This window comes from Rhodococcus sp. WAY2 (assembly GCF_009859915.1).
In the GTDB taxonomy this organism is placed as follows: Bacteria; Actinomycetota; Actinomycetes; order Mycobacteriales; family Mycobacteriaceae; genus Rhodococcus_F; species Rhodococcus_F oxybenzonivorans.
Genome location: NZ_CP046572.1, coordinates 536,372 through 563,082 on the forward strand (window position 1 = coordinate 536,372; position 26,711 = coordinate 563,082).

Here is a 26,711-nt window from a genome sequence, read left to right on the forward strand (position 1 = left end):
AACGCGTTGTGCAATGGGTCACACGGTGCAGATGTCGCCGCGAGTCGACCGGATCACCGATCGGACGCGGGCTCGTGCGCCTCGATTCCGAACTCGCCGAACAGTGCGCTGGTGGCGCCGTCGGTGGCTCCCCTGATCAGTGAGTTCGTGAGCATGCCGACGTCGAATCCGTTGCGGCCACCGGTCACGATCTGCAGTGCCTGGATTCCGCCGTCGAGCGCGACGCTCTGTGCTGCAGCGACTGCGGCTTGTTCGAGAACCGCAATGATCAGATCCCGAATGATCATGCGGATGGTGACCTGCGTTGCTGCTTCCGCCGCCATTGCACCTGCAGCGCTCACGCCGAGTGTCGGAACCGCTGCGGCGGCCATCGCCACGAGCTCCGCGAGCAATATGGCCAGTGCCGCGATGATCGACAATTTCGCGTATTCGACCTCGGTCGCCGTCGACTCGCACATCGCGGACAGGTTCTCGCACAGTGCCGCGAGGTCGTGGAGGGCGCCGGCGTCTCCGCCGTACTTCTGCCAGTGCAGCGACATGGCAGTGGCGACGTCGCCTTCGACGGCGGACAACGCGTCGCGCAGTGCGGCGTCACCGTCCGCCGTGAGGTTCTTCAGCCCCGTGGAGACTGTGCCCCAGGCGTCGGCGAGTCGGCGCAGTGACGTCTCGTCGGCCGCGGGCCAACTGGAACCGGACGCCAGCCAGGCCACCGGCTTCACGACCTCGGGAAGTTCGATGCCCATCAGAAAGCCTCGCCCAGTCGCCGGGAGAACCGCGTATCCGTTGCTTCGAAGGATTCGGCCGTCGCTCGCATCCCGTCACCGATCGCGGAGAATAGCGCGACGAGAGACAAGGCGGCGTGGACCGCTGACTCCGCCCCGGGAACGTAGTGCCGGGCGAATGCCGTCCCACCCTCGTCGGAGCCCCACGCAGTTCTTTCGGCGTCGAGCGTGCTCGTCAGCTCGGTCAGCAGGGCGTCGGCTGTGTCCGCGAGCGCATCGAATTGTGGCGCCACGGTCCGGAGATGGTGAGGGTCGACCCACAGTGCTCGACTCATCGGTCCGCTCCGCGCAGGATCGAGGCATTCCATCCGGGTTCGTCGGCGGAAGGCGGCGGGTCACCCGGGCCCGGAGCATCCGGAATCAGCTCTGAGAGGGCAGGCAGGTCGGCGCGGGCGTCGAATACGGGTGCCAGGACCTGGGCGGTTCGCTCGCGCACGTCCGCCAAGGCCAGACGTGCCGCTTCTGCCGTCGCGGACGCCAGCGCCTCGGGGCTGGTGCGCTTGAACGCGTCCGGCGACAGTTCGACCGCCGTCACGTTTCCGCCGGCATCGACGCAGACCCGGACCAGTCCGTTGCCCGAGGTACCCGAGCCCCTCATGCGCTCGACCTCGGACTTGGCACGGGCCAGGCTGTCTGCCTGCCGTCGCACGGCGTCCAGCATCGAATCGATCTGGTGACGCAATTCTTCGTTGCGGGCACGCAGTTCGTGGCGTGCGGCCTGGTCGACCATCAAGTTCCTCCCCCATGCGGTCAGCTCGGCGTCAGTGCCTGCTCACGAGGTTGGACGCAGCGATCCCGCAATCGGTTCCCCTCGCTCTCATATCGGTCTGGCCACAAGCGCACGCACCCGAATCACACAGCAATCACAAAACCTTTAAGCTCTGCTTGACCGGCCGCACTTTGTACTGTGCAATCGGGATTCACACGGTCCGGGAAGAGGGATTTCTTTATGCGTCGCCTAGCATTCGCTGCTGTCGGAGTGGCAGTGTCACTGACCCTGTCTGGGCCGGCGTTCACTGCTACGGCCGATCCGACGCCTTCTCCGGCGGCCCCCCGGGCGAGCAGTGCTGCCAGTGTCGACAAAATTGTGAAGATCACCCCTACCCGCAGTGCGATCTTCGTGAACTCGCCCGCCATGAACCGGGTGGTTCAGGTGCAGGTGCTGCATCCGGCCGGTGGCGCTGCGCGCCCGTCGCTGTATCTGCTCGACGGGGTGAGCGCAGGCGCCGAGTCCGACTTCCGGGAAAGTACCTGGACGCAGAAGACGGACGTGGTCCAGTTCTTCGCCGACAAGAAGGTGAACGTGGTCCTGCCCGTGGGCGGCACCGCGAGCTACTACACCGACTGGCATTTGCCGGACCCCACCCTCGGCGTCAACAAGTGGGAAACCTTCCTCGCCGACGAACTGCCACCGATCATCGATGCCCAGTTCAGCGGAAACGGAACCAACGCAGTTGCCGGCGTGTCCATGGGTGCCATGGGTGCGGCCAACCTCATGACCCGCCACCCGCACCTCTACCGTGGCCTCGCCGCCTACAGCGGCTGCCTCGACAACACTCAGCCCACTTCACGTGATTCGGTCCGCGGCACGGTCGCTTTCAAGGGCGGTAACCCGGCCAACATGTGGGGACCGGACTTCGACCCGGCCTGGGCGGCCCACGACCCGACGGTCAATGCCGAAGCCCTGCGCGGCAAGCAGGTCTACATCTCGACGGGTAACGGCCTTCCCGGACCGTACGAGATGGCGACGGGGGGAGACCTGGCCTCGACCATCGCGGTCGGCGGGCCCCTCGAGGCGGCGGCGAACCTCTGCACGCGGACGTTCCAGCAGCGGCTGAACGCCCTCGCCATTCCCGCCACCTTCGTCTACCGCAACTCGGGCACGCATTCGTGGCCGTACTGGCAGGACGAGCTCCGCACGTCGTGGCCGGTGCTCAGGGGCGCGCTCGGCATCTGATCAGGGCCGGCCGACCACCGCGATCCGATCGGTTCTCGGAGGTGACACGGGCGAGCCCGCGCCGAGGTAGGTGATCAAGGCGTCGAGATCGCAACCCGCGTGGACAGCCTCCGTGTGGGTGCGGAAGGCATCGAACCCGTCCCCGCCGTCGGCGAGGAACTTGTTGACCGCGACACGGTAGACACCCTCCGGCGACACCGGTTCTCCGTTCACGCGGATATCCGAGATGCGGTTGCCGACAGTCGCCGACCGATCCATCGTGTACGTCAGCGAACTCGACGGCGACAGGATTCGCTCGGTGACGCTGCCATCCCCGCGGGGCTGGAACTGTTGCTCGAGCACGCTGCGGAGGGTGGCGCCCGGAAGCGTCAGAACCTCGAGCGAGTTCCCGAAGGGCTGGACGGCATACACCTGACCATAGGTGACGGCGTCTCCGACCAGGTCTGCGCGGAGACCGCCGGGATTGGTAAGTGCAACCTGAGCGCCGAACACTGTTCCGGCGGCCAGCTGGGCATCGGCCACAGCGTTGCCCAGCGCAGACTCGCCGCTGTCCGTCGTCTCCCGGGTGAGGTCGTGCTGCAGTGACGCCACCCACGTTCGGCTGACCTCGCCCGCCCGTTCTCCCGCTCGGTCGACAAGCAACCGAGTGTCGGGGTCGGGAGGTATGTCGTGCGTGACGACCTGATTGAACGAGGACGTGCGTTCCCGCAGGAGGTCGCGGGTGGTGCGATCGATCGCCACATCGACCACCGAGACGATCCGGCCGTGCGAGGCGCCCTGCATCAGCACCCGCGGGTTTCCGGCCGGGTCGGGAAAGGTGCAGTTGTACTGCTGGTGCCCGTCGGCCGTGAAGATGACGTCCACCTTCGGGGAGGCGCGCAAGGCCACGTCGTGGGTGCGGCGGGATTCCACGTCGCACTCGTCCGGCCGATTGTCCTGGTCGACTTCGGTCTCTCGGTGCATGAGGAGGGCGACGGCCCGCACCCCGAAGAAGTCGAGTAGATCTGCCGTCCGGTTCACGGCCGCGAGCTCGTCCGTGAACCGCAGCCCGTCCGCACCGCCCGACGTCACCATGTGTGCGGTATCGGCGGGCATCGTCGCGATCACCCCTACCGGGATGCCCTCGACGTAGTTCACCGCGAAGGGCAACGTCGCGGGTGCGCCGTCCTCGAACTGCAGGTTCGCAGCCAACAGCGGGAAATCGGAGCCCTCGAACGTGTCGTCGAAACGGCAACCGTCCACGGGGTGACAGCCGCCGCGCTGGAGTCGCAGGAACTCGGCGTACCCCTCGTCGAGTTCGTGATTGCCGATGGCGGAGGCGTCGACGCCCATCCGGTTGAGCAGTTGCACCGTCGGCTCGTCGTGAAAAGCAGCTGATTCGAGAGCTGACGATCCCCAGTTGTCGCCCACCGAGTACAGCAACGAGTGCGGGGATTGACCACGGAGTTGATCGACGTATGCCGCGAGATACGCGGCACCGCCCGCGGGCACCCGTGATCCGTCCGCCTGCTTCACCTCGCTACGAACGCCGAGGGGAGGTGTGAGACTGCCGTGCAAGTCGTTGAAGGCGAGGAACCGCAACGACACCGGCGGCTCCTGCGCCTGCACGTCGGGAAGGCCGACGGTCACGGAGGTGGCGAGTGCCAACGACACCGCGGCGGCCACAACAGCACTCCGGGCCGCGACGCGATGGCGCATTGTGGGTGGCTCCCTTCGGCAAACCGCACTGAGTCTGCCAAGGGAGCATCACGGGAGCTATACCTGCACGTAACGTTTACATCTCAGGACTTACGCGCGAACACCGACCTTTGCGATCGAGCGGGCCTCTGCGCTCGTCGCAAAGGTAAGGAATGCGTCGTTCTCGTGCGGGTCGCCGATAGTGATCCGCACCCCGTCGTCGCCGTAAGGCCGAAGCAGAACACCCGCTTCTGCGCTGGCAGCGCCGAACGGTCGGGATTCGGTTCCCAGCGGAAGATAGACGAAGTTGGCCGCAGACTCCGGCACGTCGTATCCGGCGTCGAGGAGGGCGTCGCGGACGCGGTTTCGTTCGGCGACGACGCTGTCGGTGCGGGCGAGCAATTCGTCGGCGGCGGCCAACGATGCGATGGCGGCGGCCTGCGCGACGGTGTTGACGGCGAAAGCGATGTGCACCTTGCCGAGCGCGGTGACGATCGTCGGATCGGCCACGGCGTAACCCACGCGGAGACCCGCCAGCCCGTAGGCCTTCGAGAAGGTGCGCAGCACGACGACGTTGGGGCGTCCACGAAACAGCTCGATGCCGTCTGCGTCGGATCTGTTGTACTCGAAGTAGGCCTCGTCGAGTGCCACGACGACACGATCGGGTACGGCGTCGAGGAACCGTTCGAGCTCGGCCTTCGTCAGGGCGTTACCCGTCGGGTTGTTCGGGTTGCAGACGAAGATCAGGCGCGTGCGGTCTGTCACGGCGGCCGCCATGGCGTCGAGGTCGTGGCCGAAGTCGGCGGTCAGTGGAACCGTCACGGGAACGGCGCCGGCTACCTGGGTCACCACGGGGTACGCCTCGAAGGAGCGCCACGCGAAGATCACCTCGTCACCATCCTGGCAGGTGACCTGAACGAGTTCCTGGCACAGGCTGACCGAACCATTGCCTGCGGCGATGTTGTCGGTGGGGACGCCGAGGTGGCCTGCCAGCGCCTCGATCAAGGCCACGTGACCGTTGTCCGGATACCTGTTGGCGTTGCCCGCTGCTGCCGCGATGGCGTCCCGGACACTCGGCAGCGGACCGAGAGTGGTCTCGTTGCTCGCCAGCTTGATCGCACCCGGAAAGTTCTTGCCGGGTACGTAGGCCGGAATCGTGTCGAGGTCTGCCCTTGTTCGCGGAGTCACCAGGCGATTATGCGCCTCCGATCCGGTGCGTCGACGGCCAGTCCGTGCCAAGGTGGGGACATGTCGGGAATCTTCAGGGACACCGCGGTCCTGCAGGCGGTCGGCGGCGCACCGGCCGATCCGCAGGCGCGGGTTCCACTCACCGTGGCAGAGCCGGACGGCCCCGCACGTGGCGCGATTGTGGTGCTGCACGAGTCGCGTGTGTTCAGCGAGCCGCTCCTCGAGTTGATGCGCTCACTGGCCGAGGAAGGGTGGGTGGCGGCGGCCCCGCACCTCTTCCACGGTCGTCCCGCGCACAACGCAACCGAGGTCTTCGGCGAGTCGCTGTTCGCGGACTTCGACGCCACCGTGCACTGGCTGACGAGCCGCGGCGTCCTCTCCGATTGTGTCGGGGTTCTCGGTTTCGACGACGCCGGAACCGCCGCGCTGCTCGTCGCCACCAACCGGCCGATCGGAGCCGCTGTCAGCGTCTCCGCTCGCGGAATCGTCGAGCCGTTGTCCGACGATGCCCCCGCCCTGATCGACGCGGCGCCGTTGCTGCAGGCTCCGTGGCTCGGTCTGTACGGCGAGGACGATCCGTCCACCCCGCCGGAGCACGTCGAGCAGCTGCGGGATGCGACGGGAAAGGCATCGGTCGCGGCCCTCGTCGTCAGCTACGCCGGACTGGCGCACCGGGCGGACGAACCACTCCAGGTGCCTGACGAGCCGGACGACGCCCCCGGCGTCGAGAACATCGTCGACGCTCAGCGCAGAATCTTCGACTGGTTCGACAGCAACCTGAGATAGCCCGCCCGCCGCTCTGACCAGCCGTTTTGTCTTGTCGTGGAAAGGTGTGTAATCTTTCGCTCCGGCGGTCCGAAGGGATCGGAACCACCCCAGGGAGGCGTGCCAGAGCGGCCGAATGGGACTCACTGCTAATGAGTTGTCCCTTTTACGAGGGACCGGAGGTTCAAATCCTCTCGCCTCCGCCACGCCGGTGCTAGTTGGCCGGTGCAGATATAACTGAAGACTTGCGCCCGTAGCTCAACGGATAGAGCACTTGACTACGGATCAAGAGGTTAGGGGTTCGAATCCCTTCGGGCGCACAACAGAAACCCCCTCACCACAGTGGTGAGGGGGTTTCTCGTGTCTGCGGTCGGACTGGAGGCGGCGTCAGGTGGTCGGCGGCACGAACTCCGGCTGGTCGAGCAGGCGAAGCCACGACCCGTCGGGCTGGCGACGCACCACCTGGGCGCGCGCCCCCGAACCGTCCTTCGGCGGGGTGGCGGTGAGAGCGATGTCCTCGCTGACGAGCGTGGGGAGGGGAGTTTCCGGCTCGAAGTGCGGCGCATGGGCGAGGACGGATTCCCACAACTGCCGGATCGCCTCGCGGCCGACGGTCCGACTTCCGGGCGGGTAGGCCATAACAGCGTTCTCTTCGTACAGTGCCGCGACTCCGGCTGCGTCGCCGGCATTGCTCCGCTCGACGAAGAGGCGGGTCAGGTCCTCGGGTTTCATGGCCTTCTCGTACACAGCAGTCCTCTCGTTCGAATCGTTCGAGTAAACCCAGCGTCGTACCCGAAGGAGCGGAAGTCCAACAGATAGTTCTGCTCACTTCTAGAATCAGAGCTTATGGAACTGCGTCAGCTCGAGTACTTCGTCGCCGTGGCAGAAGAGGCCAACTTCACCCGGGCCGCGTTGCGTGTGCACATCAGCCAGTCGGGAATCAGCGCGCAGATTCGCCAACTCGAGCACGACCTCGGGGCCACGCTCATCGACCGCTCGACTCGGACGGCCACGTTGACGGCGGCGGGAGAGGCCGCGCTCGTTCATGCCAGGGAGGCACTGGCCGCCGCCGCCGCGGTGCGCGACGCCGTCGACGCCGTGAACCAGCTGGTCCGTGGACGCCTGGTGGTCGGCATGGTCACCGCGTGTACCGTCACCGGTCTGTTCGATGCGTTGGCGACGTTCCACGACGCGCATCCCGGCGTCGAGATCACCCTTCTCGAAGAGAGCTCCGATCAGCTCGTCGACCGAGTCCGTGGCGGCGACATCGACCTGGCACTCGTCGGCACGGCCACCGCACCGCCCGACGGGCTCGAGGCGTTTCCGATCATTCGCGAACGGTTGGTGGCGGCCGTACCGCCGAATCACCCACTCGCGGGTCGAACCAGCGTGGCACTGGCCGAACTCTGCGACCATGCGATCGTATGTATGCCCGCCGGAACAGGAATCCGGACCGTGTTCGACCAGGCGTGTGCCGCGTCGGATATCCGGCCCGGTATCGCCTTGCAGGCCAGTGCCCCGGACACGGTCGCGGATCTCGCGCTCCGCGGACTCGGGGTCGCGATCCTCAGCGAATCGATGACCGCCGCCTTCGATGGGCTGACGGCGCTCGTCCTCGACGACGTCGACATCCCGGCGGTGCTGGCACTGGTGTGGAAAAGCGCTGCGAGTCCTGCAGTTCGCGAACTGGTCAGGCACACCCGACGTGCGTTCGCTGAGGCGGAAGCGCCGCAGATTCCCGTGCCGCGGTAGCGACTGGGCTCACGAGCCCAGAAGCTTCGCCTTCGCTGCGGCGAACTCTTCGTCGGTGAGAACGCCGGCGTCCTTCAAGCGCGCGAGTTCCTGAATACGCGACACGAGGTCGTCGCCGCCCGCGGAGGTGGGGGCCGGTGGCGGTGCCTGCGCCGCCTGCTGTTCGGCGTACGCCTGCTGGGCAGCTTGGTCGGCGCGAGCCTGTTGCTCCGCATCCTTGTTGGCTGCGCGGCGGTTCATCGCGTTGGACGTCGCCCGTGCAGTGCCGGTGATCACCGCGGTCCTGGCCACCACACCGAGCAGGCCGGGCCGTCCCACACGACGTGGACCTCGAAACACCATGTGCGTACTCCGTTCTCTGGGATGTCAGGTCGCCGCGGCGATCGCGGTCTCGACCACTTCGCGGGGAATGTGCAGATGGAGCGCCACCTCGCCGCCGGCTTCACGGGAAGCGGCGGCCAGCTTGCGCGCCCACGTCTGCTCGTACACCAGGGCGACCGCCGACGTGCCCGGTTCGAGTGATTCGCGGACCACATCGAGGTCTTCGTCGCTGATGAGCTCCTTGGCTTCGATGGACAATGCGGCGAGACCGACATTGTCGAGCTCTTCGTCCACCTCCACCTGTCGCAGCGTCCCGTCGTCCGACTTGGCGAGGAAGACGAGGTCGAGGATGGTGACGGTGCCCTGCTCGACGAGCTCTCGGAACGACTCGATCACCGCGGGGTCGGCGCGGTCACCAGGGAATGTCAGGAACAGGAACGCGACCGGTCCGACGTCCGCAGCTGTATTCGTCATGTCTCTCCCTGTGCCGGGGATGTTCTGATGTCGATGTTCGCGACAGGCGGCAGGGTGCGCATCATCCACGACGGGTGATGTCGGCAGGCCCGGCCTCTGCGAAGCTCGTCGACAGCGCTGTTGGATGAAATGCCGGAAGAGACGGGGTGGTGTATGCCTTCACTCGATGCCTCAGGCACCGGACTGCCCGTGATCGTGGCCGTCACCTGGGTAGCCGTCGAATCGGGTGACATGACCGCGGCGAATGCGTCGGTGCTCGTCGCTGCGGGTGCGACCGACAGTGCAGCGACGAGCGACGACAAACGGAGGAGCTGACCGGTGACCAGAACCGCATCGACACAGGCGCCGGCCCGGGCAACGCTTATCCTGGCGACGCTGATACTCGTTGCCGCCGTAGCGAACTTGAATCTTTCGGTGGCCAATGTCGCGTTGCCCGACATCGGTCGCGCCTTCGATGCGAGTCAAACCCAGCTGAACCTGGTCGCGGTGGCGTACTCCTTGGGTCTGGCGGCCTCGGTGCTCTATCTCGGTGCGCTCGGCGATCGGTACGGGCGCAAGCAGATGCTGGTGCTGGGAATGGCGCTGTCATTGCCGGCGTCGGCGATTGCCGGGTTCGCGGGCAGTGTCGAAATACTGTTCCTCGCACGTGTTCTCGGAGGGATCTCCGCGGGCCTCGCCTTCCCCACCACGCTGGCCATCATCACTGCCCTGTGGTCGGGTCCACCGCGCACCAAGGCCATCGCGTTGTGGTCGGCTCTCGGCGGGGCGATCTCGTCGCTCGGCCCGATCGTGTCGGGTGCGCTCCTCGAGCACTTCCACTGGGGCTCGGTATTTTTCGTGACGCTGCCCCTCGCCGGTCTCGCTCTCGTCTGCGCCGCCGTCTGGGTGCCCGCCCACGTCAACGAGACCACCGACCCGGTCGACAACCTCGGCGGTGTCATTTCGGTGGTCTTCATTGCAGCACTCATCCTCGCGATCAACTTCGCGCCGGTCGACGGCGCCGGGGCGACGGCCATCGGGCTGGGCGTGATCGCCTTGGCGGCCGGTGCGGCGTTCTTCCTGCAGCAGCGCCGCGCGGCGCACCCGTTGTTCGACCTCCACGTGGCGGCGAGGCCCACATTCTGGGTCGCCGCCGTGGGCGGGGTGATCGTGTTCGGTGCGCTGATGGGGGCCATGTTCATCGGACAGCAGTTCCTGCAGAATGTGCTCGGCTACTCCACGCTGGCTGCGGGATCTGCGATCATTCCGGCGGCGGTCGCGATGGTGATCGTCGCGCCCCGTTCGGCGAAACTCGTCGAATCGCGTGGTGCGCGCTTCACTCTCCTGCTCGGATACCTGTTCGTGGTCCTCGGGTTACTCGTCGCGTTGCTGTTGTGGAACGAGAACGCTCATTACCTCGAGGTGGGGGTGGCGTACGCGTTCGTCGGAATCGGAGTCGGGTTCGCGGGCACACCGGCGTCGCGTTCGCTCACCGGATCGGTGCCGGTGTCGCGGGCGGGGATGGCGTCCGGCACCTCCGACCTTCAGCGTGACCTCGGCGGTGCGATCATGCAGTCGATCCTCGGCGCGGTACTCACCGCCGGGTACGCCAAGTCGCTGTCGTCGGCGATCGCGGAATCGCCTGAGGCGAGTCAGGTGACGCCCGAAACGCAAGCGGCGCTGACGAAGTCGTATTCCAGTGCAGAAGTGCTGGCCGAACGGTATCCCCAATACGCGGACCAGATCATCGCTGCCGCGCGCAATGCCTTTCTCGACGGGGACACCAAGGCGTACCTCGCCGCAATCCTGGTGGTGGGCGCGGGCGCTGTGGTGGTGTTCTTCTTCTATCCGCACCGGGAGGAGGAGAAGCGATTGATGGCGGAGTACGCGGAACAGCGCGGCACATAGGACGCATGTACCTTTCGGCGCGGTGGAAGCGTCGAAAGGTACATTCGCCCGGTGGCGGCGGGGTAAATTCCCGACAATCGGCACATCGACGAGGGGACCAGCACGATGACAGCTCGGGTCGTGACCAAGGTGAATCGTAAGCGAGGGCTGGTCGCGGCCGCAGCGGCTGTGCTGCTGGTCGCCACGGCAGCGTGTTCGGACGACTCCTCCACCGGATCGACCACGTCGGTGACACAGACGACGCAGGCGGGCACGTCGGCGGCCGGAGATGGCACGCAGATCGATTCCGCTGTCGCGCAGCGTCTCGACGAGGCCATCGTGAATACGATGGCGAGGGCCTCGATTCCCGGGGTGATGGTGGGAGTATGGGGCGCGGACGGCAACTACGTGAAAGCGTTCGGTGTTGCCGACAAGTCATCGGGCGCCCCGATGGAAACCGACTTCTACAGCAGGATCGGCAGCGTGACAAAGACTTTCACCGTCACCGGCGTGCTGCAGTTGGTCGACGAGGGAAAGGTCGGCCTCGACGACCCCATCGGGAAGTATATCGACGGTGTTCCCCTGGGTGATCAAATAACGATCCGCCAGCTGGCGCGGATGCAGAGCGGATTGGCCAACTACTCGGCCAACGAGGACTTCCAGAAGGCCCTGATCGCCGACCCGAAAGCGAACTTCACTCCCCAGCAGCTGCTCGGCTACGCATACGCACAGCCCGCGACCTTCCGGCCGGGGCAGGGATTCGAGTACTCCAACACCAACACGACGTTGCTGGGACTGGTCGTCGAAAAGGTCAGTGGAGTGTCGCTTGCCGACTATGTGACGCAGAAGATCATCGACCCGCTCGAGATGGCCGACACGAGCTTCCCGAACTCGAACGCCATCCCCGAACCGCATCCGCAGGGTTACACCGAGCAAACGGCGGACGGCAAGGAAACAACGGCCACCGACTGGAACCCGTCCTGGGGGTGGGCCGCGGGTGCCATGATCTCCACGCTCGAGGACCTGCACATCTGGGCCCCCGCGTTGGCCACGGGAACGCTGCTGCAACCGGCAACCCAGGAGCAGCGACTGCAGACGGTAACGGCGCCGGGTCTGTCGACCGATGTCGGATACGGCCTGGGCATCTTCGACATCGCCGGCTGGATCGGGCACAACGGCAGCATCCCCGGCTACCAGACGGTCAGCGTGTATCTGCCGGAGAAGGAAATGACGCTCGCGATCATGATCAACACCGACGTTCCCTACGAGGGCAGCGAGCCGAGTACAGCGCTGGCTACTGCCATTACGGAGATCATCTCACCCGATCACGTCTACCGGTTGCGCGCCGACGTGCAGGATCCCAGTGCCACGTCTGCGCCCTCGACTACGCCGGGGGCGCCGCAGCCGTCGACGTCCGCCCCGGCTCCCACCAGCTGATCGCAACCACGACACCGAGATCTCCGGAACCCACGTTCGCCGGCGCGTACGGTGGTGCCGTGACGATTCTGGTGACCGGGGCTACCGGGAATATCGGCAGGATGCTCGTCGATCATCTTCTCGCGCGGGGTGCGACCGATGTCCGGGCACTCACCAACCATCCAGAGAAGGCGCACCTGCCCGCGGGAGTCGAGGTCGTGCACGGCTATCTCCGTAGGCTCGACACCCTTCCGGCCGCATTCGATGGCGTCGAGTCCATGTATCTGGCACCGACGCCCGACACGGTCGAGGATGTGCTCGCCGTGGCAACGCGTGCAGGAGTCCGTCACCTCGTCGACCTGTCCGGTCCGCACGACGGACACTGGGGTGACGTGGCGCGGGCGGTCGAGGCGTCCGGCATACCGTGGACCCATCTGTGGCCCGGCGAATTCATGGAAAACGCAGGAATACTCGCGCCGCAGATCAAGGACGCCGGGGTGGTTCGCGAGCCGTTCCCGACGGCAGGCAATGCCCCCATCGCCATGGACGACATTGCCGAGGTGGCGGCGGTGACGCTGCTCGAGGACGGACACATCGGCAAGTCGTACGAGCTGACGGGGCCGGAGACGTTGCTTCGTGCGGAGCTGGTTCGCCGGCTGGGTGCGGCCCTCGGCCGCAACATCGAGTACCGGCAGGTCTCGTTCGAGGAGGGGGTCGAAGTCCTCACCCCCGCGATGGGTGAGTACGCGCGGTGGTATCTCGAAGGCATGGCGACCCTCGTCGATCATCCCCAGCAGGCCAATTCTGTATTCGAGGACATCGTCGGCCGACCGGCCACCACCTTCACCCGGTGGGCAGCGGAGCACGTCCACGAGTTCGGCGGATAAATATCTGGGATCCGAATTGGTTGTCCCATAACCTGATCAGCGCGAGGGAGTCAGAGCCACAACGGGTACGGGCGCTTCATCTTCTTTTGGCAGTCGCTGTAGCGGCGTTCATGGTGGCCCACATACGATCGTAGTCGGGATCGCCGGGCAGATAGTGCGACCTACGGTGTGCAACAACAGAGTCGGCACACCGAACAGCAGACGATGGCCGAGCCATCCGCCCCATTGACGAACAGATCGGCCATCGTTCCTCGTTCCGGGCAAGGGAGCTACGTATTGCCCCACCGTAGAGGCACGGTGGTCAGTGACGCCGGACCGCGTGCAGGACCGCGTCCTTGATGGTGACGAGGTTTCCGTCCGGGTCGATGATCTCGCGCGTCGGGGCCGCGCACACGAGAATCTCCCAGTTCTCGGGGTCGAGTACGGCGGCCACCTGTTCGGCGGTGAACATGATGTCCGGCACATCGGGCCTGCCCACCGAGGCGTGCATATCGGTGGGGTGATGACCCACGATCAGCAGGTGCCCGCCCGGCCGCACGGCCGCGGCCAGGCGACGGTGCAGCTCGCCGCGCGCCGGCTCCGGCAGTTGCATGAACTGCGCGGATACCAGATCGAACTGTTCGGTGGGCGGCTCCCACGATCGAATGTCGACCTGCTGCCAAGTGGTGTTGTCTGCGATCGCAGCGCCGGCCGCTGCTGCCCGTGCGGCGGCGCGCTCGAGCGCCACCGTCGACACGTCGACTCCGGTGGCGTCCCAGCCGTTCGAGGCCAGCCAGATGACGTCCGCCCCCTCGCCGCAGCCGACGTCCAGAGCGCGGCCCGGGGTCAGCGTCGCTGTCTGTTCCACCAGGCGCTGGTTGGGGTTCCCGCTCCACACCGCGCCGGTCGAGCTGTACCGCTCGTCCCAGAACTCTTGGCTGTAGAAGTCGCTGGGGTCGTGCTCATGTACGTGCGTCATGGCTCCACTGTGCGGGCACCCGGCGCAAGAGGAAAGTTCTGTTGCCGAACCGGCAACGTGCGGCGACTACGAGGCCTGGAATGTGAAGATGCGGCAACCGCTCATGTTCGCCGAAGAGGCGACCCCGTCGGCGCGCGCGTAGTCGCCCTTGGCCGACAGGTTGTTGGCGAGTGCTGCCTGATCGTCACAGAACGCCTGATCCGCCGGGTCGGTCACGGGATTGCTGATGTAGGTGTCGCCCGGTGCGGCCGCCGCGAACGGACCGACACCGAGCAAAGGTACGGCAGCCGCTGCGAGCGCAATGGAGGCCGCCGCGAAGAACTGGCGGATCATGATGCTCCTCCGGGAGTAAGGCGTGGGATTTTTCCGATGACCCCATCCTGCACCGAACTTTCCCGGGCAGCCATACCCCCGAGGGTGCAAAATTTCGCATCGAGCGGTTCAGGGCAGTTCGACGGTGCCCAAAGCCTCTTGCACACGGTCGGCGGCCTCGATGGGGTTCTCGTGCTCCCAGATGCGCACCACCGTCCAGCCGGACTCGATGAGGCGAGCGTCGGTATCTCGGTCGCGGGTGACATTCCCCGCGAGTTTGTCGGCCCACCACTGGGCGTTGTTCTTCGGGAAGGTGGCGTGCTTCGGGCAGCTGTGCCAGAAACAGCCGTCCACGTACACCGCCACCTTGCGGCGTGGAAACACCAGATCGGCGCGTCGCCTGATGCCCTTCATCGGGGCCCGGTCCACGAAGTATCGGACCCCGCGGCGGTGCAGCTCCCGCCGCAACCCCAATTCGGGAGCGGTATCTCGCCGCCGCTGCGCCCGCATCCGGGCGCTGGTGGCGGGATCGGTGGACGGCATGGCGAACGCCTGGTGTCCGTCAGGCCGCAGCCTGCGGAAACCCGCCCATACGGTCGAGATGACTTTCGACGTCGTCGATGAAGCCCGGAATGAAACGCAGGTTGCCCATCCGCGCCCGTTTGAGGAAACCTGCAGTCGCGCGGGCGGACAACAGCCGGGTGTCCTCGAGGAACCCGCTGAGATCCTCGTAGGGTTCTTGGACCGGCCACGTCGACATGTGCACCCGAAATGCCTGCCGGTTCATCCCCCACGCCGCAGCGGGCCACGCGTCGCCGGGATTCAGGGGAGTCTCGACGCTGCGCTCGTAGGCGTCCGGCGCCACCAGACGTCCACCCACCCACGACGCCATCCGCACGCTCACGGCGTTGCCGACGAGTTTCCACCGATGGCTGTTGCGCAGGCCGGGGACGAGCGCAGCCGGAGCGGTCCAGTCGGGATCGAATCCCTGGAGCCGTTCGGCGTCGATCAGCCCCGGAGTGACGATTTCGCCCGACGGCAACCGCACGGCCGGCGGACTGGCGATCCCGACGGAAGAGCCACCTTTGAGCGTCGGGACCGCATTGACCGCCCAGCCGAGCCCACGGGTGCCCTCGGTCCAGTAGAAGCCGCAGGGATAGTCGGCCGGATCACCCACCGGGCGTTCCCCGGCATTCTCACCGAACAGCACCGGACGAGGGTCGTCGGTCCGCGAAGCGAGCATCAGGACCCGCTGACGTCGCTGCGGAAGTCCGAAGGCCCGGGCATCGACCACCCGGTACGCCCACATGTACCCGAGGTCCTCTAGGGCGTCGGTGATATGCCTCATAGCGGCGCCCCGACCGAGCTGCAACATGAACGGCACGTTCTCGATGAGCAGCCAGCGGGGACCCTTGCGGCGTTTGACCAGTCGGAACACCTCGTCCACCAGACTCGAACGCGAGCCGGTGATCCCGGCCGTCCGCCCCGCCTGGGACAGGTCCTGGCAGGGGAAACCGGCGGCGACCAATTCGATGTCCTGGGGGAGGGACCGCAGCTTCGTGACGTCGGAATGCACCGGCACGTCCTGGAATCGGGTACGCAGAACCGCCTGGGCGCCCGGATCGATCTCACAGAGCAGTTCGGTGTTCCAGCCGTGCTCTCGGAGACCCAACTCGAGCCCGCCGATACCGGCGAACAGGCCCACCATGCTCCCGGTTGACGTCACGGCACCCTTCCTCACGAACCAGTCACCCGAGAACGTTACTCGAGATCTGCACCGACTTTGACCAACGACCCGTGAGTACTTGTTAACAGCGGGGCGTTAACAAGTACTCACGGGTGGCGGAGCCACCTAGACTTCGGGTGGGTGGGTACGCAGGGAGGCGCGATGATTCCCGGGTTTCGCGAGAGGTCGCTGTTTGTGCGCGACGCCCAGGGCAGCGGTCTCGTCGAGGCGTTCGTCATCATCGGCATCCTCACGATCCTGCTCACCCGCGCCTACCTGCACCTGACGGGCTATCCCCAGGTCGGCGGGTCTTCTCTGCACATCGCGCATGTGCTCTGGGGCGGGCTCGGCATGATCGTGGCTCTGGTGACGGTGTTCTCGTTCCTCGGCCGGAAACCGCGCGTGGTGGCCGTCGTCGTCGGCGGCATCGGTTTCGGCTTGTTCCTCGACGAGATCGGCAAGTTCGTCACCAAGACCAACGACTACTTCTACCGCCCGTCCGTCGCCATCATGTACGTGGTGATCGTGGTGTTACTGCTGCTCAATCGGTGGCTGCACGACGTGCGCCCGCCCACCGTCACAGAGGACGTCGCCAACGCTGCCGCCATCGCCCTGGGCGGCCTCGACCGCGGGCTGGACCGGGTGCGGCGAGAGCAGGCCATCGCTCAACTCCGCCGCGCGGGGGAGGCGGGAGCGGATGCGTCGACAGTCGCGTGCGTTGCCGATCTGCTCGACCGCTGTCCCGATCGGCAAGGCCGGGTGGTGCCGTCGGTGCGCGAACTCGCGCGGCGTGCCACACCCGAGTTCGCGAGGGGCCCGGGAATGCTGTGGACGGCTGCCGTCGGGCTGACCGTCTTCTCCACGCTCGGTCTGATCAGCGCCGTCACCACCCTCGACGACGACCTGCGCGGCGCAGGAGCGGACATCACCACCGTCGGTCAGCTCGTCGGTTCGGCCATCGCATTCGTGCTGTGCTGGAGCGCGACGGTGCGGCTGCGCAACGGCAAGATGTGGCCGTTGCAGTTCCTGCGGTCCGCGGCGCTGGTCACCGTGCTGCTCACGGAGGTGTTCGATTTCGTGGCCCAGGAATTCGGCGCGCTGCTCAACGTGGCCGTCGGACTGGGCGCCCTGATCGTGTTCTCCGCGCGCATCGCGGCGATGGATCGGGCCCGTGCAGCCGATCTCGGCAACTCTGCTGCAACGAAACTCGGCCCATTGCCACCCCGCGAGCCGTCGTCGATTACCGTAGACAGGTGAGCATCCAAGACTCCGGTGCCCCGTCCTGGCCTGCAGTACTGACGTGGCGGGCGGAAAACGCACCCCGTATGGAATCTGTGCGTGTCCAGCTCAGCGGTGACCGCATCAAGGCTGCCGGCCGCATCATCGGCGGCACATGTCCCGAGCACCCCGCGTTCAGCGCCTCCTACGACCTCGTCACCGACGAAAGCGGCGTCACCCGCCGGTTGTCGCTGCGCACCTCGGTCGCCGCAGGTGAGCGGCAGATGTCGATCAGCCGCGACGAGGAAGGCACGTGGATGGTGCAGCACGGTGCCCACCATCAGCGCTCCACATTCGACGGTGCCCTCGACGTGGACATGGTGCTCAGCCCCTTCTTCAACACTCTGCCGATCCGGCGGTACGGGATGCACCTCGGCTCCGAGGACATTCAGGTGCCCGTCGTCTACGTCAACCTCCTCGACCTCCGGGTCGAGGGCGCCATCCTCACCTACAGCAGCGGTCCGGACGGGATTCACGTCCTGTCTCCGGTGTCCAGCTCGTCGGTCACCGTCGACGCCGAAGGGTTCATCCTCAACTACCCGGGGCTGGCGGAACGGATTTAGGCGCTTCGCGCCCGTGCGCCTTTCTGGTAGCTCTGGCAACCAGAAAGGCTCACAGGCGGCGGAGCCGCCCCCCGCGACGGCCCGCGTCACGCATCGCCTCGATCCAGCCGTCGTCGCCGGGCACGATGCCGGTGATGTCCCAGGTCTCCTGATTGTCGTATCGGGTGCGGGCGGCATGTCCGGCGTCGACGAGCGTCGCCGTGGACGACTCCTCGGCCAGTTCGGTCCGCGCGCTCTGCAGCAGTTCCAGCGCCTCGTCGAGGGCGATGAGCAGCGCACTCCGGTTTCCCTCGCACATGGCCCGGACCAGGCCGGGTGCGCTTCCGGCGACGCGAGTGCCGTCCCGGAACGACCCCGCAGCCAGCCCCAGTGCCAGCGGCCCACCTGCCGCACCGGTCACGGCCAGGGTTTCGGCGAGCAGATGCGGGAGGTGCGAGATCCGGGCCACCGCCCGATCGTGTTCGGCGGATTCGGCGGGTACGACGACGGAACCGCAGTCCAAGGCGAGCTGCGCCACCTGCATCCAGATTCCGGGGTCGACGCCGTCGTCGGTGCCGACCACCCACACCGTCTCCCGGAACAGGTCGGCGCTGCCGACGCTCCACCCCGACGCCGACGTTCCGGCCATCGGGTGCCCGCCCACGTACCGGTCGGCGAGTCCTTGACGGGCCGCCGCGGCCGCGACTTCAGCTTTGACACTGACCACATCGGTGATCGGGCAGTTCGGGGCGTAGAGGGCGATTACGGTCAGGGTGGCTGCCACGGCGGGGACGGGTACGGCGATCACGATGAGCGCCGATTCCGCCGACGCCCTCTGGAGCACCGCGACCAGATCGGTGTCGGCGTCGAATCCGTCTGCCCGCGCAGCCTCGACGGACTGCGCGGAGCGATTGTGGCCCCACGCGTCGCGTCCCGCCCGTACTGCGGCACGGAGGAGGGATCCGCCGATCAAACCGAGGCCCAGGACACACACCGGAGGTGCGGAAGCGGTATCTGACACCTGCTCAGGTTGGCACATTCGAGTACGGACTTCATTTACCGGCACCCCGCGGGCTACCGTTGCGCTCATGGGTGCACAGCGCGCGGGAAACAACAGCGCCTCGTCGGATCGGGCTGAGGATCTGGAGGGCTTCGGTGTCGCGGTAGTACACGAGGACGGCCGATGGAAGGTCAAGGCCCTCAGCTCGGCTGCTCTGACCAGTTTGAGCGCCGCGGAGGAGGAACTACGGTCCCTCCGCAGCGCGGGCGCGTTCTTCGGTTTACTCGACGTGGACGACGAATTCTTCATCATTCTGCGGCCGGCGCCGTCGGGCACGCGACTGCTGCTGTCCGACGCGACCGCGGCCATCGATTACGACATCGCAGCGGATGTCCTGGATGCGCTGAACATCGAGGTGCCGGACATCGACCCGGACGACCTCGATGACGTCGAGCCGTGGGAGGAGGGTGATCTCTCGCTCCTCGCCGACCTCGGGCTCCCCGAACCGGTGCTGGCCGTGATCACCGCCGAAACCGACCTGTACCCGGACGAGCAGCTGGGCATGATCGCTCAGCGGCTCGGCTTCACCACGGAGCTGTCGGGGGTTCTCGACAAACTTCCGCGATAGTTCTCGTCCGGTGACACTCCAGGACGACGAGCGGATGATCCGCGTGGCGATCGAGGCTGCGCGCGCCGCCACCGACGCCGATGTACCAGTGGGCGCCGTGGTGTTCGACGCCGACGGGGTCGAGGTGTCGCGTGCGGTGAACTCACGCGAGGCGATGTCGGACCCGACAGCACACGCGGAGATCATGGCGCTCCGGGAGGCTGCCAGGGTCTACGGCGACGGGTGGCGCCTCGAGGGCACGACGCTGGCCGTAACCCTCGAACCGTGCACGATGTGCGCCGGAGCGCTGGTGCTCGCGCGGGTGTCGCGTGTCGTCTTCGGCGCGTGGGAACCGAAAACGGGAGCAGTCGGCTCCCTCTGGGACGTCGTCCGCGACCGCCGGCTCACCCATCGGCCGCAGGTCCGTGGGGGTGTTCTCGAAGACGAGTGTGCTGGAATTCTCGAGGATTTCTTCCGAGAACGGCGCTGACCGGTTTCAAACGTTTTCGTGGGGTACTCGACAGTGTGTAGCCGGGTCGGCACGATCCGTGCTTCTCTGGAGACAGGCGCCGAACGAGGCGCCGCCGGGCCCGGCACCGGGTCCGAAACGGATTCACGGAGGTATCTCATGGGAATCGCAGACAAAGCATCGAACAAGGCCGAAGACCTCAAGGGTCAGGCGAAGGAAACCACCGGCAAGGCCACTAACGACAAGGACCTGCGCGACGAGGGCAAGGCCGATCAGGCGTCGTCCGCGGTCAAGGACGCCGGCGAGAAGGTCAAGGACGCCGCGTCGAACCTCAAGGACAAGCTCACGTAAAGCGGCTCCACCTGGCGATTTCAGGCTCGGGCGTCACATCCGGTAAAGTCACCGGCGGTGGCGTGTCCGAGCGGCCTAAGGAGCACGCCTCGAAAGCGTGTGACGGGTAACCCCCGTCCGAGGGTTCAAATCCCTCCGCCACCGCCAAGGGCAAAGCCCCTGATCCGGTCCTCGAGACCGGGTCAGGGGCTTTCTCGCGTTTACGGGCCTGTTGCGGCGGGTGCGCCGGCGGAAGCAGTGTCGCTCCCTGCGGTATTTCTGCGCGGCACGGTGAAGGTGGCGACGAGGCACAGGACCGCGACGGTGAAGCAGGCGAGTGTGTACCAGAGGTTGCCCACCGGGTCGCCGTTGTCCGTGACGCCGTCGACCGCCCCGAAGTAGTCGGGCAACGCCGTGGCCCAGAGCAGCGCCATCACGCTCAGGTACACCACGCTGTAGCGCTGGACGAAGTGGTTGGTGTATGCGGGACCATCCGTGTTCTCCCCACGCAGCCGCATCCATTGACGGACGAGAATCCAGATCGCGACGACGGTGACGACGAGAAGTTCCGCTGCGTAGAGAACGGCGCGGGCGGTGGTGCTGCCCATTCCGAAGACCGTCGCCGGGAGCGGCAGGATGAACGTGCCCAGCGACGCCAGGACACCGATGACGACTGTGCGCCACACCAGTTCGGGACCGGAGAAGCGCCGGCCCTTGTCGACGTGACGGCCGACGAAGAATTGCACGCAGAACGCAAGCGACATCGGCCACAACGCAGCGAACACGACGACACTCGGCAGTGGCACGGAATCGAACAGCGGTTGATTGATCGGATTCTCGGTCGACCACTCCCACCACCGCAGTTGCGGGCCGAGATGGTCGAAGATCTCGTAGAAGGCGTGGTGGACGAAGCCCACGCAGACCGCGCCGGCGAGCACTCCGTACCGGCGGAAGACACCGAGCATTCTGACGATCTCGAAGGCCATCGTGGCCATCAGCGGGTAGATCGCGATGATGTACAGCGGGAGTCGGCCCCAGAGGAACTCCACGGTGAACACGTTGTGCGCGAACATCGTGTCCACGTGGTCCTCGATGCCGAAGGCGGCGGGGAAGTACAGCGGCGGCTCGATGATGAACAGGTAAGCGGTTGCCCCGAACCAGAGCACCAGGTTGGTGGGATCGCCCATCCGTCGCAAGCGCACGATCGCGACGACGAGCGCGAGCACAGAGCCGAGAACGATGGTGAGCTCGAGGACAGGCAGTGTCCAGTTTTCCAACGCCAGTGGGTTACGGACCTCGACGAGCCCACCGGCTTCCTCGCACGAGAAGCCGAGCGCCGATGCGAGTTGGTCGAATGTGGGTGAGCAATGATCGGCCATCAGCGCGCCTCCGAAGACGCGGCCGTGTCGGCGGAATACCAGTGCGTGACATCGTAGCCGGCCTCGTAGCGCTCGAACCACACGTCGGCGAGTGCGGGCAGCTTCTCGTGATCCGGGTTGTGCCGCGGCAGCTGGCTGCGGATGATGCCCACCAACGCGGTGAGTTGCTTGCCGAGCGGGAGATCGTCGAACGCGCGCATCATCGGGCCGTTGTCCTCGACGCGCAGCAGGGGCAACCGCTTGCGCAGGTTCTGCTGACGCCGGTACGAGGCGAACATCGACAGCGCATCGACCTTGCGATCCTCGAGCGGGACGTGCCGATTGAAGCCTTCGCAGGCGATCCGGATCACTTTCAGCACGTGCCGGAAGATCGACGGGGCCATCCGCATCCGGTACATGTCACTCCCGACGACGGAATCGAAGATGATGAGCGCAGAACTTCGGTGTTCCACTTCCTCGACGAAGTGCCAGATGAACAGGGACGCGACCCGGTCGTCTCCGGGCCGGAACAGAGTGGAATCGTTGTCGAGCATCAGCTTGAACACCGGAGTGAAGGTCGCTTCCAAGTCGGCGGTGTACGCCAGTCGATAGTTGAGCGAGGTCTGGGCGGTGAGCCGGTCGAATTCTCCGATCACCTCGTCCAGGGTCTCCTGAAGTCCCGGGTATCGATCGATCAGTGCCTTGACGTGCTGGCGGTGAGCCGTCGAGTGCTGCCCTTCCTGCCGCATGAAGGCGTCCGCCTCCTCGGCAACTGCAGAATCGGTGATGAGCGGCTTGGTTTGGAGAATCATTTTCACGATCATCTTCTCGAAGCCGATCGCCAGGAACGAGACCGCGTTGGCCATGCTCGAGAAGGCCGGATTCTCCTCGTTCCACACGAACGGCACGTCGTAATCCGCGAACGCGAAGCGCATCTTTCGGACTTGTAGATCGGTCACGGTGCGATACCTCGTCTTTCGAAACGGGCTGGATGGAAGCCTCAGTGGCGACGATCATACATACGGCGACGTATCTGTATGATTACTTTCGAAGCTCGAGTTCGAAATGGCGACGGGGGCTCTGTGGTAGCGTCGCCGTTCATCTGGATGGGCGCGCTCCCGCCGTGGGTTCTGCGCGCCCGACGGACAGAACTCGATCCGAGGAAGCGGCAGTGGCACGAAGGCGCGGCTGGGGCGGTAGTCCACCCGGTGACGATGACGAAGCGTCCCGCCGAATCGTTGCCGCCGCAGTCGAATTGATCGGACAAACGGGTTCGGCGATCAGCATCGCGGATGTGGCGGAGTCGCTCGGCGTCATCCGCCAGACGGTCTACCGATACTTTCCCAGCGCCGACGCACTGATGAGGGCGGCCGCCATCGCGTCCGTCGACGGATTTCTCGATCGCCTGACCCGGCAGGTGAAAGGCATCGAGGATCCGGTCGACGCGATGATCGAGGCAGTGGTGTACACACTGACTGAGGTGCGTCGCACACCCCACCTCGGCATACTGCTGTCGAGCTCGTACTCGAACGTCGATCCCGAGGGCATCACCTCGCACGAGGCGCGCACCTTCGGGATGACGATGATCAAGCGCTTCGACGTCGACTGGGAGGGTTGCGGGTACGACGACCCCGCTCTCGCGGATCTCGTCGAGTACGTCCTACGAACCATGCAGTCGTTCTTCGTTTCCCCGGGGAATCCGCCGAGGAGCGACGATGAGATGCGGCGATATCTCAGACGCTGGATGGGGCCTGCGATCGCCCCGCAGCAGCCCGTCGCACCGACTCGACGTGCTGCCGACAGCACTGCCCGCGGCGGCTCTCAGTTCCTGCAGTAGCAAGCGTGGCTACTTCGTGCGCGTTGCCGAGTTCGACGCCGCATGATCTCACCTTTCGCCGGTGAATTCTCAGAACGACATATTTCCCGAGATCCTGGATCAATGTGCCACTGCCTGTTTCGGGTCGATGGCGTGGGGTAACTGCAACAACACGGCCGCTTCGGACGGACCGACGCGTACATACGTTCACGCAGGAGGCAGGGCCAACACATGACTATTCCCGGTGGTAACCCCACACAAGACCAAGCGGGTGCGTGGGCCGGTCCCACGACGCACACGCCCACAACGCGCACACAGGACGAGTCGACGACGGACGTCGCGAAGCAGCAGGCGAGTGAGGTCGCGAGTGATGCGGCCGGGGCGGGTAAGCACGTCGCCGGTGTCGCAGGTGAACAAGCGCAGAATGTCGCCGGCGAGGCGACGCAGCAGGCTAAAGACCTTCTGCAGCAAACACGGAGCGAATTGACTGATCAGGCGGCTACGCAGCAGAAGCGAGTGGCGTCGGGTCTTCGGGCCCTCGGTGACGAGTTCGGATCGATGGCGAGGAACTCGGACCAGTCCGGGATGGCGACCGATCTCACGAAGCAGGTCGCCGAAAAAACACACGCCATCGCCTCGTGGCTGGACGACCGCGAACCCGGGCACGTTCTCGATGAAGTGACACGTTTCGCGCGGCGCAAACCGGGCACCTTCCTCGCTCTCGCCGCCGGCGCCGGGTTGCTCGCCGGTCGACTGGGCCGCTCGTTGATGGCGGCGAACGACGACAGCGGTGACGCCGCGCCGAACCGTGCCCGCGCAGGTCAGGGTGAACAGTGGCCGCCGGAGGTTCCGGATGCCGGAGCACTCCCTCCGGAGCCGCAGCGTCTGTACGACGCGCCGCCGCAGTACCCGCCCTCCCAATATCCACCTTCGCCACAGCCCGGCTACACCCAGCAGCCGGGGTACTCGCAGCAGCCCGGATACACGGAACCGGGGTACGCCCAACCCGGATACACCGGGCAGCCCGGCTACACCCAGCAGCCGGGGTACTCGCAGCAGCCCGGATACACGCAGGAATCCGGCTACCCCGAGACCGGGTACCCGCCGGCCGGCCCGGACGTGACGCGATGAGCGCACCCTACGGATCCCACACCGAAGGAAACGGCACAGAGCCGCCCTCCATCGGCGAGTTGCTGTCGAACGTCAGCGAAGATCTCACCGTCCTGATGCGTCAAGAAGTGGCGCTCGCGAAAGCCGAAGCGACGCAGACCGCCAATCGCGTCGGTAAGGGCGCGGGCATGCTGGCCGGCGCCGCGGTAGCCGCGCACTTTGCGGTGCTCTTCCTGTCCATTGCCGCATGGTGGAGCCTCGGCAATGCGATCGGACGCGGCTGGTCCGCGCTGGTTGTCATGCTCGTGTGGGCGATCATCGCCGCCGTTCTGGCCGTACTCGGCCGCGCGGCACTGAAGAAGGCGCGTGGCCTCCCGCAGACCACCGACACCGCCAAGAAGATTCCCGACGCGCTCACCCCTCACCCCCAGGAGTCGCCATGACCACCAGCCAGGACCCCGACCGTATCCGCGCCGACATCGAACGCACGCGCCGTAATCTCAGCGCCGACGTGGACACCCTCGCTCGGGAAGCGAACCCCACCACCATTGCGAAGAGAAAGGTGGGCAGGATGACCAGCGCGGTCGGCGGGGTGCGCGACCGCGTGATGGGGTCCGCGCAGGACGCCGGCTCCAGCCTCGCCGACGCGCAGAGTTCCGCCGCCGACGCCGCTCAGTCAGCTCCGCGCGCGGTGCGCCAGCACACGCAGGGCAACCCGTTGGCGGCCGGACTGATCGCCTTCGGTGCCGGGTTGCTGGTGGCATCGATGCTTCCCGCGAGTGAGCGCGAACAGGAGGCCGCTCTCGCGGTGAAAGAGAAGGCCGAGCCCCTTACGCAGGAACTGACCGACGTCGCGAAGGACGCGGCCCAGAACCTGAAGGAACCCGCCCAGAACGCCACCCAGGCGGTCAAAGAGACGGTGACCGAGGCCGCGGACACCGTGAAAGCGGAGGGAACGTCCGCCGCCCAGGACGTGCAGGGCCGTGCGGCCGATGCGAAGGACACGGTCCGAGAACAGCAACGCTGACCCGGAATACCGTCGCCCCGTTCGGGTTCCCACCCGAGCGGGGCACGCGTATGTCCCGGTGGGTTCGGCGATGCACCAGCGACTCCGACGCGCGAACCGAGTGACAGCCATTGAAGCTGCAACTACCCTGTCTGCATGAAGAAGCTGTGGTGGGCCATCGGCGGAGTCGTTGCCGTTCTCGTGCTCGCGGTCCTGGTCGGCCCGTGGGCATACGGTCAGTTCATCGCCGAGGACGACGCGCCGGCGGCATCGGTGTCGACCGAGGGCGCCGAGGCGGCTTCCGGGTCGGTCGACGGGCAGTGGACGGTCGCACCGGGTGAGGCACCGAACCAGACCGCCGCGGGATACACCGTCCACGAAATCCTCAACGGCGCGAGCGTGACGGTGGTCGGCTCCACAGGTGAAGTCGCCGGTTCGGCCACCGTCGAGGGCGAGAAGCTGACCGCCGGAGAGGTGAACGTGCAGGTCGCCGGCATCACCACCGATCAGTCGCGTCGGGACGATCAGTTCCGCGGCAACGTGATGGACACCGACACCCATCCGACAGCCACATTCACCGTCGACGAGCCGGTCGACCTGTCCGGGCTTCCCGAAGACGGTTCGGTGGGGACGGTGACCGCCCCGGGCACCCTGACGCTCAAGGGACAATCGCGGCCGGTCACGGTGGACATCGAGGTGCTGCGTTCCGGCGACGACCTCATCGCCTCAGGCAGCATCCCGGTCACCTGGACCGACTTCGGAGTGCAGCCACCGTCACTGGGCTTCGTGACCGTGGACGGCCGCGGCACGGTGGACTTCCTGATCAGCCTGGCGCGATCCTGACGGCGCCCATCCGGGAGGCCCGAACACGTAGCCGAGTTTGTCTCGCCACGACCGCGCGTTGCGCCAGTCCCGCCCGATCGCGGCGTACTCATTGGTCTGCAGCTTCCAGATGTTGTACGTCCCGACCGGCTTGGTGAGCTCATAAGTGGGGCAGTGGGTTTCGGCCCGGAAGGTGCCGAACATCCTGTCCCACACGACGAGGATTCCGGCGTAGTTGCGGTCGAGATACTCGGGTCGCAGCCGTGGCACGTTTGCTCCTTTTCATACTCAG

At 66.1% G+C, this 26,711-nt stretch carries 32 protein-coding genes, 3 tRNA genes and 1 pseudogene; 20 read left to right on the top strand and 16 right to left on the bottom strand.

Going from position 1 to position 26,711, the window contains the following annotated elements:
• Positions 1 to 53: 53 nt before the first annotated feature.
• From GFS60_RS02540 to GFS60_RS02550, 3 genes are read right to left on the bottom strand one after another with little or no spacing between them, the layout of a single operon-like run.
• Entirely contained in the window at positions 54 to 743 is a 690-nt protein-coding gene (locus GFS60_RS02540) for a WXG100-like domain-containing protein (RefSeq protein WP_159918859.1), read from the bottom strand.
• A complete protein-coding gene (locus GFS60_RS02545) occupies positions 743 to 1,057 on the bottom strand; it encodes a WXG100 family type VII secretion target (RefSeq protein WP_159918860.1) in 315 nt (104 codons plus the stop codon). The genes GFS60_RS02540 and GFS60_RS02545 overlap by 1 nt, the downstream gene beginning before the upstream one ends.
• The gene (locus GFS60_RS02550; RefSeq protein ID WP_159918861.1) at positions 1,054 to 1,512 is read right to left on the bottom strand and encodes a YbaB/EbfC family nucleoid-associated protein; all 459 of its coding nucleotides are present in this window, start codon (positions 1,510 to 1,512) and stop codon (positions 1,054 to 1,056) included. The genes GFS60_RS02545 and GFS60_RS02550 overlap by 4 nt, the downstream gene beginning before the upstream one ends.
• Positions 1,513 to 1,731: 219 nt before the next feature.
• Here GFS60_RS02550 and GFS60_RS02555 point away from each other — a divergent pair, with 219 nt between their 5' ends.
• The gene (locus GFS60_RS02555; RefSeq protein ID WP_159918862.1) at positions 1,732 to 2,739 is read left to right on the top strand and encodes an alpha/beta hydrolase; all 1,008 of its coding nucleotides are present in this window, start codon (positions 1,732 to 1,734) and stop codon (positions 2,737 to 2,739) included.
• Here GFS60_RS02555 and GFS60_RS02560 read toward each other — a convergent pair whose 3' ends face one another.
• Together GFS60_RS02560 and hisC are read right to left on the bottom strand one after the other, a co-directional pair.
• Positions 2,740 to 4,437, bottom strand: a complete 1,698-nt coding sequence (locus GFS60_RS02560; protein WP_159918863.1) for a bifunctional metallophosphatase/5'-nucleotidase — start codon at positions 4,435 to 4,437, stop codon at positions 2,740 to 2,742. It lies immediately after the preceding gene.
• A gap of 90 nt (positions 4,438 to 4,527) precedes the next feature.
• Entirely contained in the window at positions 4,528 to 5,604 is a 1,077-nt protein-coding gene (hisC, locus tag GFS60_RS02565) for a histidinol-phosphate transaminase (RefSeq protein ID WP_159918864.1), read from the bottom strand.
• 60 nt (positions 5,605 to 5,664) lie between these two features.
• On the opposite strand from hisC, the gene GFS60_RS02570 reads away from it, so the two are divergent.
• The 3 genes from GFS60_RS02570 (at position 5,665) to GFS60_RS02580 (ending at position 6,689) form a co-directional block, all read left to right on the top strand.
• Positions 5,665 to 6,390 carry a dienelactone hydrolase family protein gene (locus tag GFS60_RS02570; protein ID WP_159918865.1) on the top strand — a complete coding sequence of 242 codons (726 nt, stop codon included), beginning with the start codon at positions 5,665 to 5,667 and terminating at the stop codon, positions 6,388 to 6,390.
• A gap of 93 nt (positions 6,391 to 6,483) precedes the next feature.
• Positions 6,484 to 6,575: transfer RNA gene (locus GFS60_RS02575), tRNA-Ser, on the top strand.
• 41 nt (positions 6,576 to 6,616) lie between these two features.
• Positions 6,617 to 6,689 (top strand) — tRNA-Arg (locus tag GFS60_RS02580).
• A 67-nt stretch (positions 6,690 to 6,756) separates the two neighbouring features.
• Here the strand turns inward: GFS60_RS02580 and GFS60_RS02585 are convergent.
• Positions 6,757 to 7,101 (bottom strand): YybH family protein, encoded by a 345-nt coding sequence (locus GFS60_RS02585; RefSeq protein WP_159918866.1) that lies wholly within the window; start codon positions 7,099 to 7,101, stop codon positions 6,757 to 6,759.
• 114 nt (positions 7,102 to 7,215) lie between these two features.
• Here GFS60_RS02585 and GFS60_RS02590 point away from each other — a divergent pair, with 114 nt between their 5' ends.
• Positions 7,216 to 8,121 (top strand): LysR family transcriptional regulator, encoded by a 906-nt coding sequence (locus GFS60_RS02590; RefSeq protein ID WP_159918867.1) that lies wholly within the window; start codon positions 7,216 to 7,218, stop codon positions 8,119 to 8,121.
• 9 nt (positions 8,122 to 8,130) lie between these two features.
• Here the strand turns inward: GFS60_RS02590 and GFS60_RS02595 are convergent, their stop codons facing one another.
• A complete protein-coding gene (locus tag GFS60_RS02595) occupies positions 8,131 to 8,463 on the bottom strand; it encodes an SHOCT domain-containing protein (RefSeq protein ID WP_159918868.1) in 333 nt (110 codons plus the stop codon).
• A gap of 24 nt (positions 8,464 to 8,487) precedes the next feature.
• Entirely contained in the window at positions 8,488 to 8,916 is a 429-nt protein-coding gene (locus GFS60_RS02600; protein WP_159918869.1) for a DUF6325 family protein, read from the bottom strand.
• Between the two features lie 153 nt (positions 8,917 to 9,069).
• On the opposite strand from GFS60_RS02600, the gene GFS60_RS02605 reads away from it, so the two are divergent.
• The 4 genes from GFS60_RS02605 to GFS60_RS02620 all read left to right on the top strand — a co-directional run bounded on the left by GFS60_RS02605 (position 9,070) and on the right by GFS60_RS02620 (position 13,085).
• Positions 9,070 to 9,231: a hypothetical protein gene (locus tag GFS60_RS02605; protein ID WP_159918870.1), complete on the top strand. Its 162-nt coding sequence runs from the start codon at positions 9,070 to 9,072 to the stop codon at positions 9,229 to 9,231.
• A gap of 3 nt (positions 9,232 to 9,234) precedes the next feature.
• Positions 9,235 to 10,803, top strand: coding sequence for an MFS transporter (locus GFS60_RS02610; RefSeq protein WP_159918871.1), 1,569 nt, complete (start codon positions 9,235 to 9,237; stop codon positions 10,801 to 10,803).
• 105 nt (positions 10,804 to 10,908) lie between these two features.
• Complete coding sequence (locus tag GFS60_RS02615; protein WP_159918872.1) at positions 10,909 to 12,219, top strand: serine hydrolase domain-containing protein; 1,311 nt, start codon at positions 10,909 to 10,911, stop codon at positions 12,217 to 12,219.
• Between the two features lie 59 nt (positions 12,220 to 12,278).
• Entirely contained in the window at positions 12,279 to 13,085 is an 807-nt protein-coding gene (locus tag GFS60_RS02620; RefSeq protein WP_159918873.1) for an NmrA family NAD(P)-binding protein, read from the top strand.
• A gap of 301 nt (positions 13,086 to 13,386) precedes the next feature.
• Here the strand turns inward: GFS60_RS02620 and GFS60_RS02625 are convergent, their stop codons facing one another.
• The 4 genes from GFS60_RS02625 to GFS60_RS02640 all read right to left on the bottom strand — a co-directional run bounded on the left by GFS60_RS02625 (position 13,387) and on the right by GFS60_RS02640 (position 16,063).
• Positions 13,387 to 14,043: a class I SAM-dependent methyltransferase gene (locus tag GFS60_RS02625; RefSeq protein WP_159918874.1), complete on the bottom strand. Its 657-nt coding sequence runs from the start codon at positions 14,041 to 14,043 to the stop codon at positions 13,387 to 13,389.
• A gap of 66 nt (positions 14,044 to 14,109) precedes the next feature.
• Complete coding sequence (locus GFS60_RS02630; protein ID WP_236603355.1) at positions 14,110 to 14,376, bottom strand: hypothetical protein; 267 nt, start codon at positions 14,374 to 14,376, stop codon at positions 14,110 to 14,112.
• A 108-nt stretch (positions 14,377 to 14,484) separates the two neighbouring features.
• A complete protein-coding gene (locus GFS60_RS02635; RefSeq protein ID WP_159918875.1) occupies positions 14,485 to 14,898 on the bottom strand; it encodes a very short patch repair endonuclease in 414 nt (137 codons plus the stop codon).
• 19 nt (positions 14,899 to 14,917) lie between these two features.
• Positions 14,918 to 16,063: a DNA cytosine methyltransferase gene (locus GFS60_RS02640; RefSeq protein WP_159926799.1), complete on the bottom strand. Its 1,146-nt coding sequence runs from the start codon at positions 16,061 to 16,063 to the stop codon at positions 14,918 to 14,920.
• Between the two features lie 180 nt (positions 16,064 to 16,243).
• On the opposite strand from GFS60_RS02640, the gene GFS60_RS02645 reads away from it, so the two are divergent.
• Entirely contained in the window at positions 16,244 to 17,338 is a 1,095-nt protein-coding gene (locus tag GFS60_RS02645; protein ID WP_159926801.1) for a hypothetical protein, read from the top strand.
• Positions 17,335 to 17,922: a putative glycolipid-binding domain-containing protein gene (locus tag GFS60_RS02650; RefSeq protein ID WP_159918876.1), complete on the top strand. Its 588-nt coding sequence runs from the start codon at positions 17,335 to 17,337 to the stop codon at positions 17,920 to 17,922. The genes GFS60_RS02645 and GFS60_RS02650 overlap by 4 nt, the downstream gene beginning before the upstream one ends.
• 49 nt (positions 17,923 to 17,971) lie before the next feature.
• On the opposite strand, the gene GFS60_RS02655 is transcribed toward GFS60_RS02650, so the two are convergent.
• Positions 17,972 to 18,940 (bottom strand): prephenate dehydrogenase, encoded by a 969-nt coding sequence (locus GFS60_RS02655; RefSeq protein ID WP_159926803.1) that lies wholly within the window; start codon positions 18,938 to 18,940, stop codon positions 17,972 to 17,974.
• Positions 18,941 to 18,989: 49 nt separating this feature from the next.
• Here GFS60_RS02655 and GFS60_RS02660 point away from each other — a divergent pair, with 49 nt between their 5' ends.
• The 4 genes from GFS60_RS02660 to GFS60_RS02675 all read left to right on the top strand — a co-directional run bounded on the left by GFS60_RS02660 (position 18,990) and on the right by GFS60_RS02675 (position 20,475).
• Positions 18,990 to 19,529, top strand: coding sequence for a tRNA adenosine deaminase-associated protein (locus GFS60_RS02660; RefSeq protein ID WP_159918877.1), 540 nt, complete (start codon positions 18,990 to 18,992; stop codon positions 19,527 to 19,529).
• Between the two features lie 10 nt (positions 19,530 to 19,539).
• A complete protein-coding gene (locus GFS60_RS02665; protein WP_109326169.1) occupies positions 19,540 to 19,998 on the top strand; it encodes a nucleoside deaminase in 459 nt (152 codons plus the stop codon).
• A 138-nt stretch (positions 19,999 to 20,136) separates the two neighbouring features.
• A complete protein-coding gene (locus GFS60_RS02670) occupies positions 20,137 to 20,328 on the top strand; it encodes a CsbD family protein (protein ID WP_159918878.1) in 192 nt (63 codons plus the stop codon).
• Positions 20,329 to 20,384: 56 nt separating this feature from the next.
• Positions 20,385 to 20,475, top strand: a tRNA-Ser gene (locus GFS60_RS02675).
• A 53-nt stretch (positions 20,476 to 20,528) separates the two neighbouring features.
• Here the strand turns inward: GFS60_RS02675 and GFS60_RS02680 are convergent.
• Together GFS60_RS02680 and GFS60_RS02685 are read right to left on the bottom strand one after the other, a co-directional pair.
• Positions 20,529 to 21,686, bottom strand: coding sequence for a hypothetical protein (locus GFS60_RS02680; protein WP_159918879.1), 1,158 nt, complete (start codon positions 21,684 to 21,686; stop codon positions 20,529 to 20,531).
• Entirely contained in the window at positions 21,686 to 22,624 is a 939-nt protein-coding gene (locus tag GFS60_RS02685) for a metal-dependent hydrolase (protein ID WP_159918880.1), read from the bottom strand. Before GFS60_RS02685 ends, GFS60_RS02680 begins: the two co-directional genes overlap by 1 nt.
• 212 nt (positions 22,625 to 22,836) lie before the next feature.
• Between GFS60_RS02685 and GFS60_RS02690 the strand changes: the two genes are divergently transcribed.
• From GFS60_RS02690 to GFS60_RS02710, 5 genes are all read left to right on the top strand, one after another.
• The gene (locus tag GFS60_RS02690; RefSeq protein ID WP_159918881.1) at positions 22,837 to 23,502 is read left to right on the top strand and encodes a TetR/AcrR family transcriptional regulator; all 666 of its coding nucleotides are present in this window, start codon (positions 22,837 to 22,839) and stop codon (positions 23,500 to 23,502) included.
• Between the two features lie 210 nt (positions 23,503 to 23,712).
• Positions 23,713 to 24,612, top strand: coding sequence for a hypothetical protein (locus GFS60_RS02695; protein ID WP_201453495.1), 900 nt, complete (start codon positions 23,713 to 23,715; stop codon positions 24,610 to 24,612).
• Positions 24,609 to 25,034 (top strand): phage holin family protein, encoded by a 426-nt coding sequence (locus GFS60_RS02700; RefSeq protein ID WP_159918882.1) that lies wholly within the window; start codon positions 24,609 to 24,611, stop codon positions 25,032 to 25,034. Before GFS60_RS02695 ends, GFS60_RS02700 begins: the two co-directional genes overlap by 4 nt.
• Positions 25,031 to 25,618, top strand: a complete 588-nt coding sequence (locus GFS60_RS02705; RefSeq protein ID WP_159918883.1) for a DUF3618 domain-containing protein — start codon at positions 25,031 to 25,033, stop codon at positions 25,616 to 25,618. Before GFS60_RS02700 ends, GFS60_RS02705 begins: the two co-directional genes overlap by 4 nt.
• Before the next feature lie 135 nt (positions 25,619 to 25,753).
• A complete protein-coding gene (locus GFS60_RS02710; RefSeq protein WP_159918884.1) occupies positions 25,754 to 26,440 on the top strand; it encodes a YceI family protein in 687 nt (228 codons plus the stop codon).
• Here the strand turns inward: GFS60_RS02710 and GFS60_RS02715 are convergent.
• Positions 26,372 to 26,688 (bottom strand): annotated as a pseudogene (locus GFS60_RS02715) (sterol desaturase family protein); the annotation flags it as partial. The gene GFS60_RS02710 and the pseudogene GFS60_RS02715 overlap by 69 nt on opposite strands.
• Positions 26,689 to 26,711 lie beyond the last annotated feature (23 nt).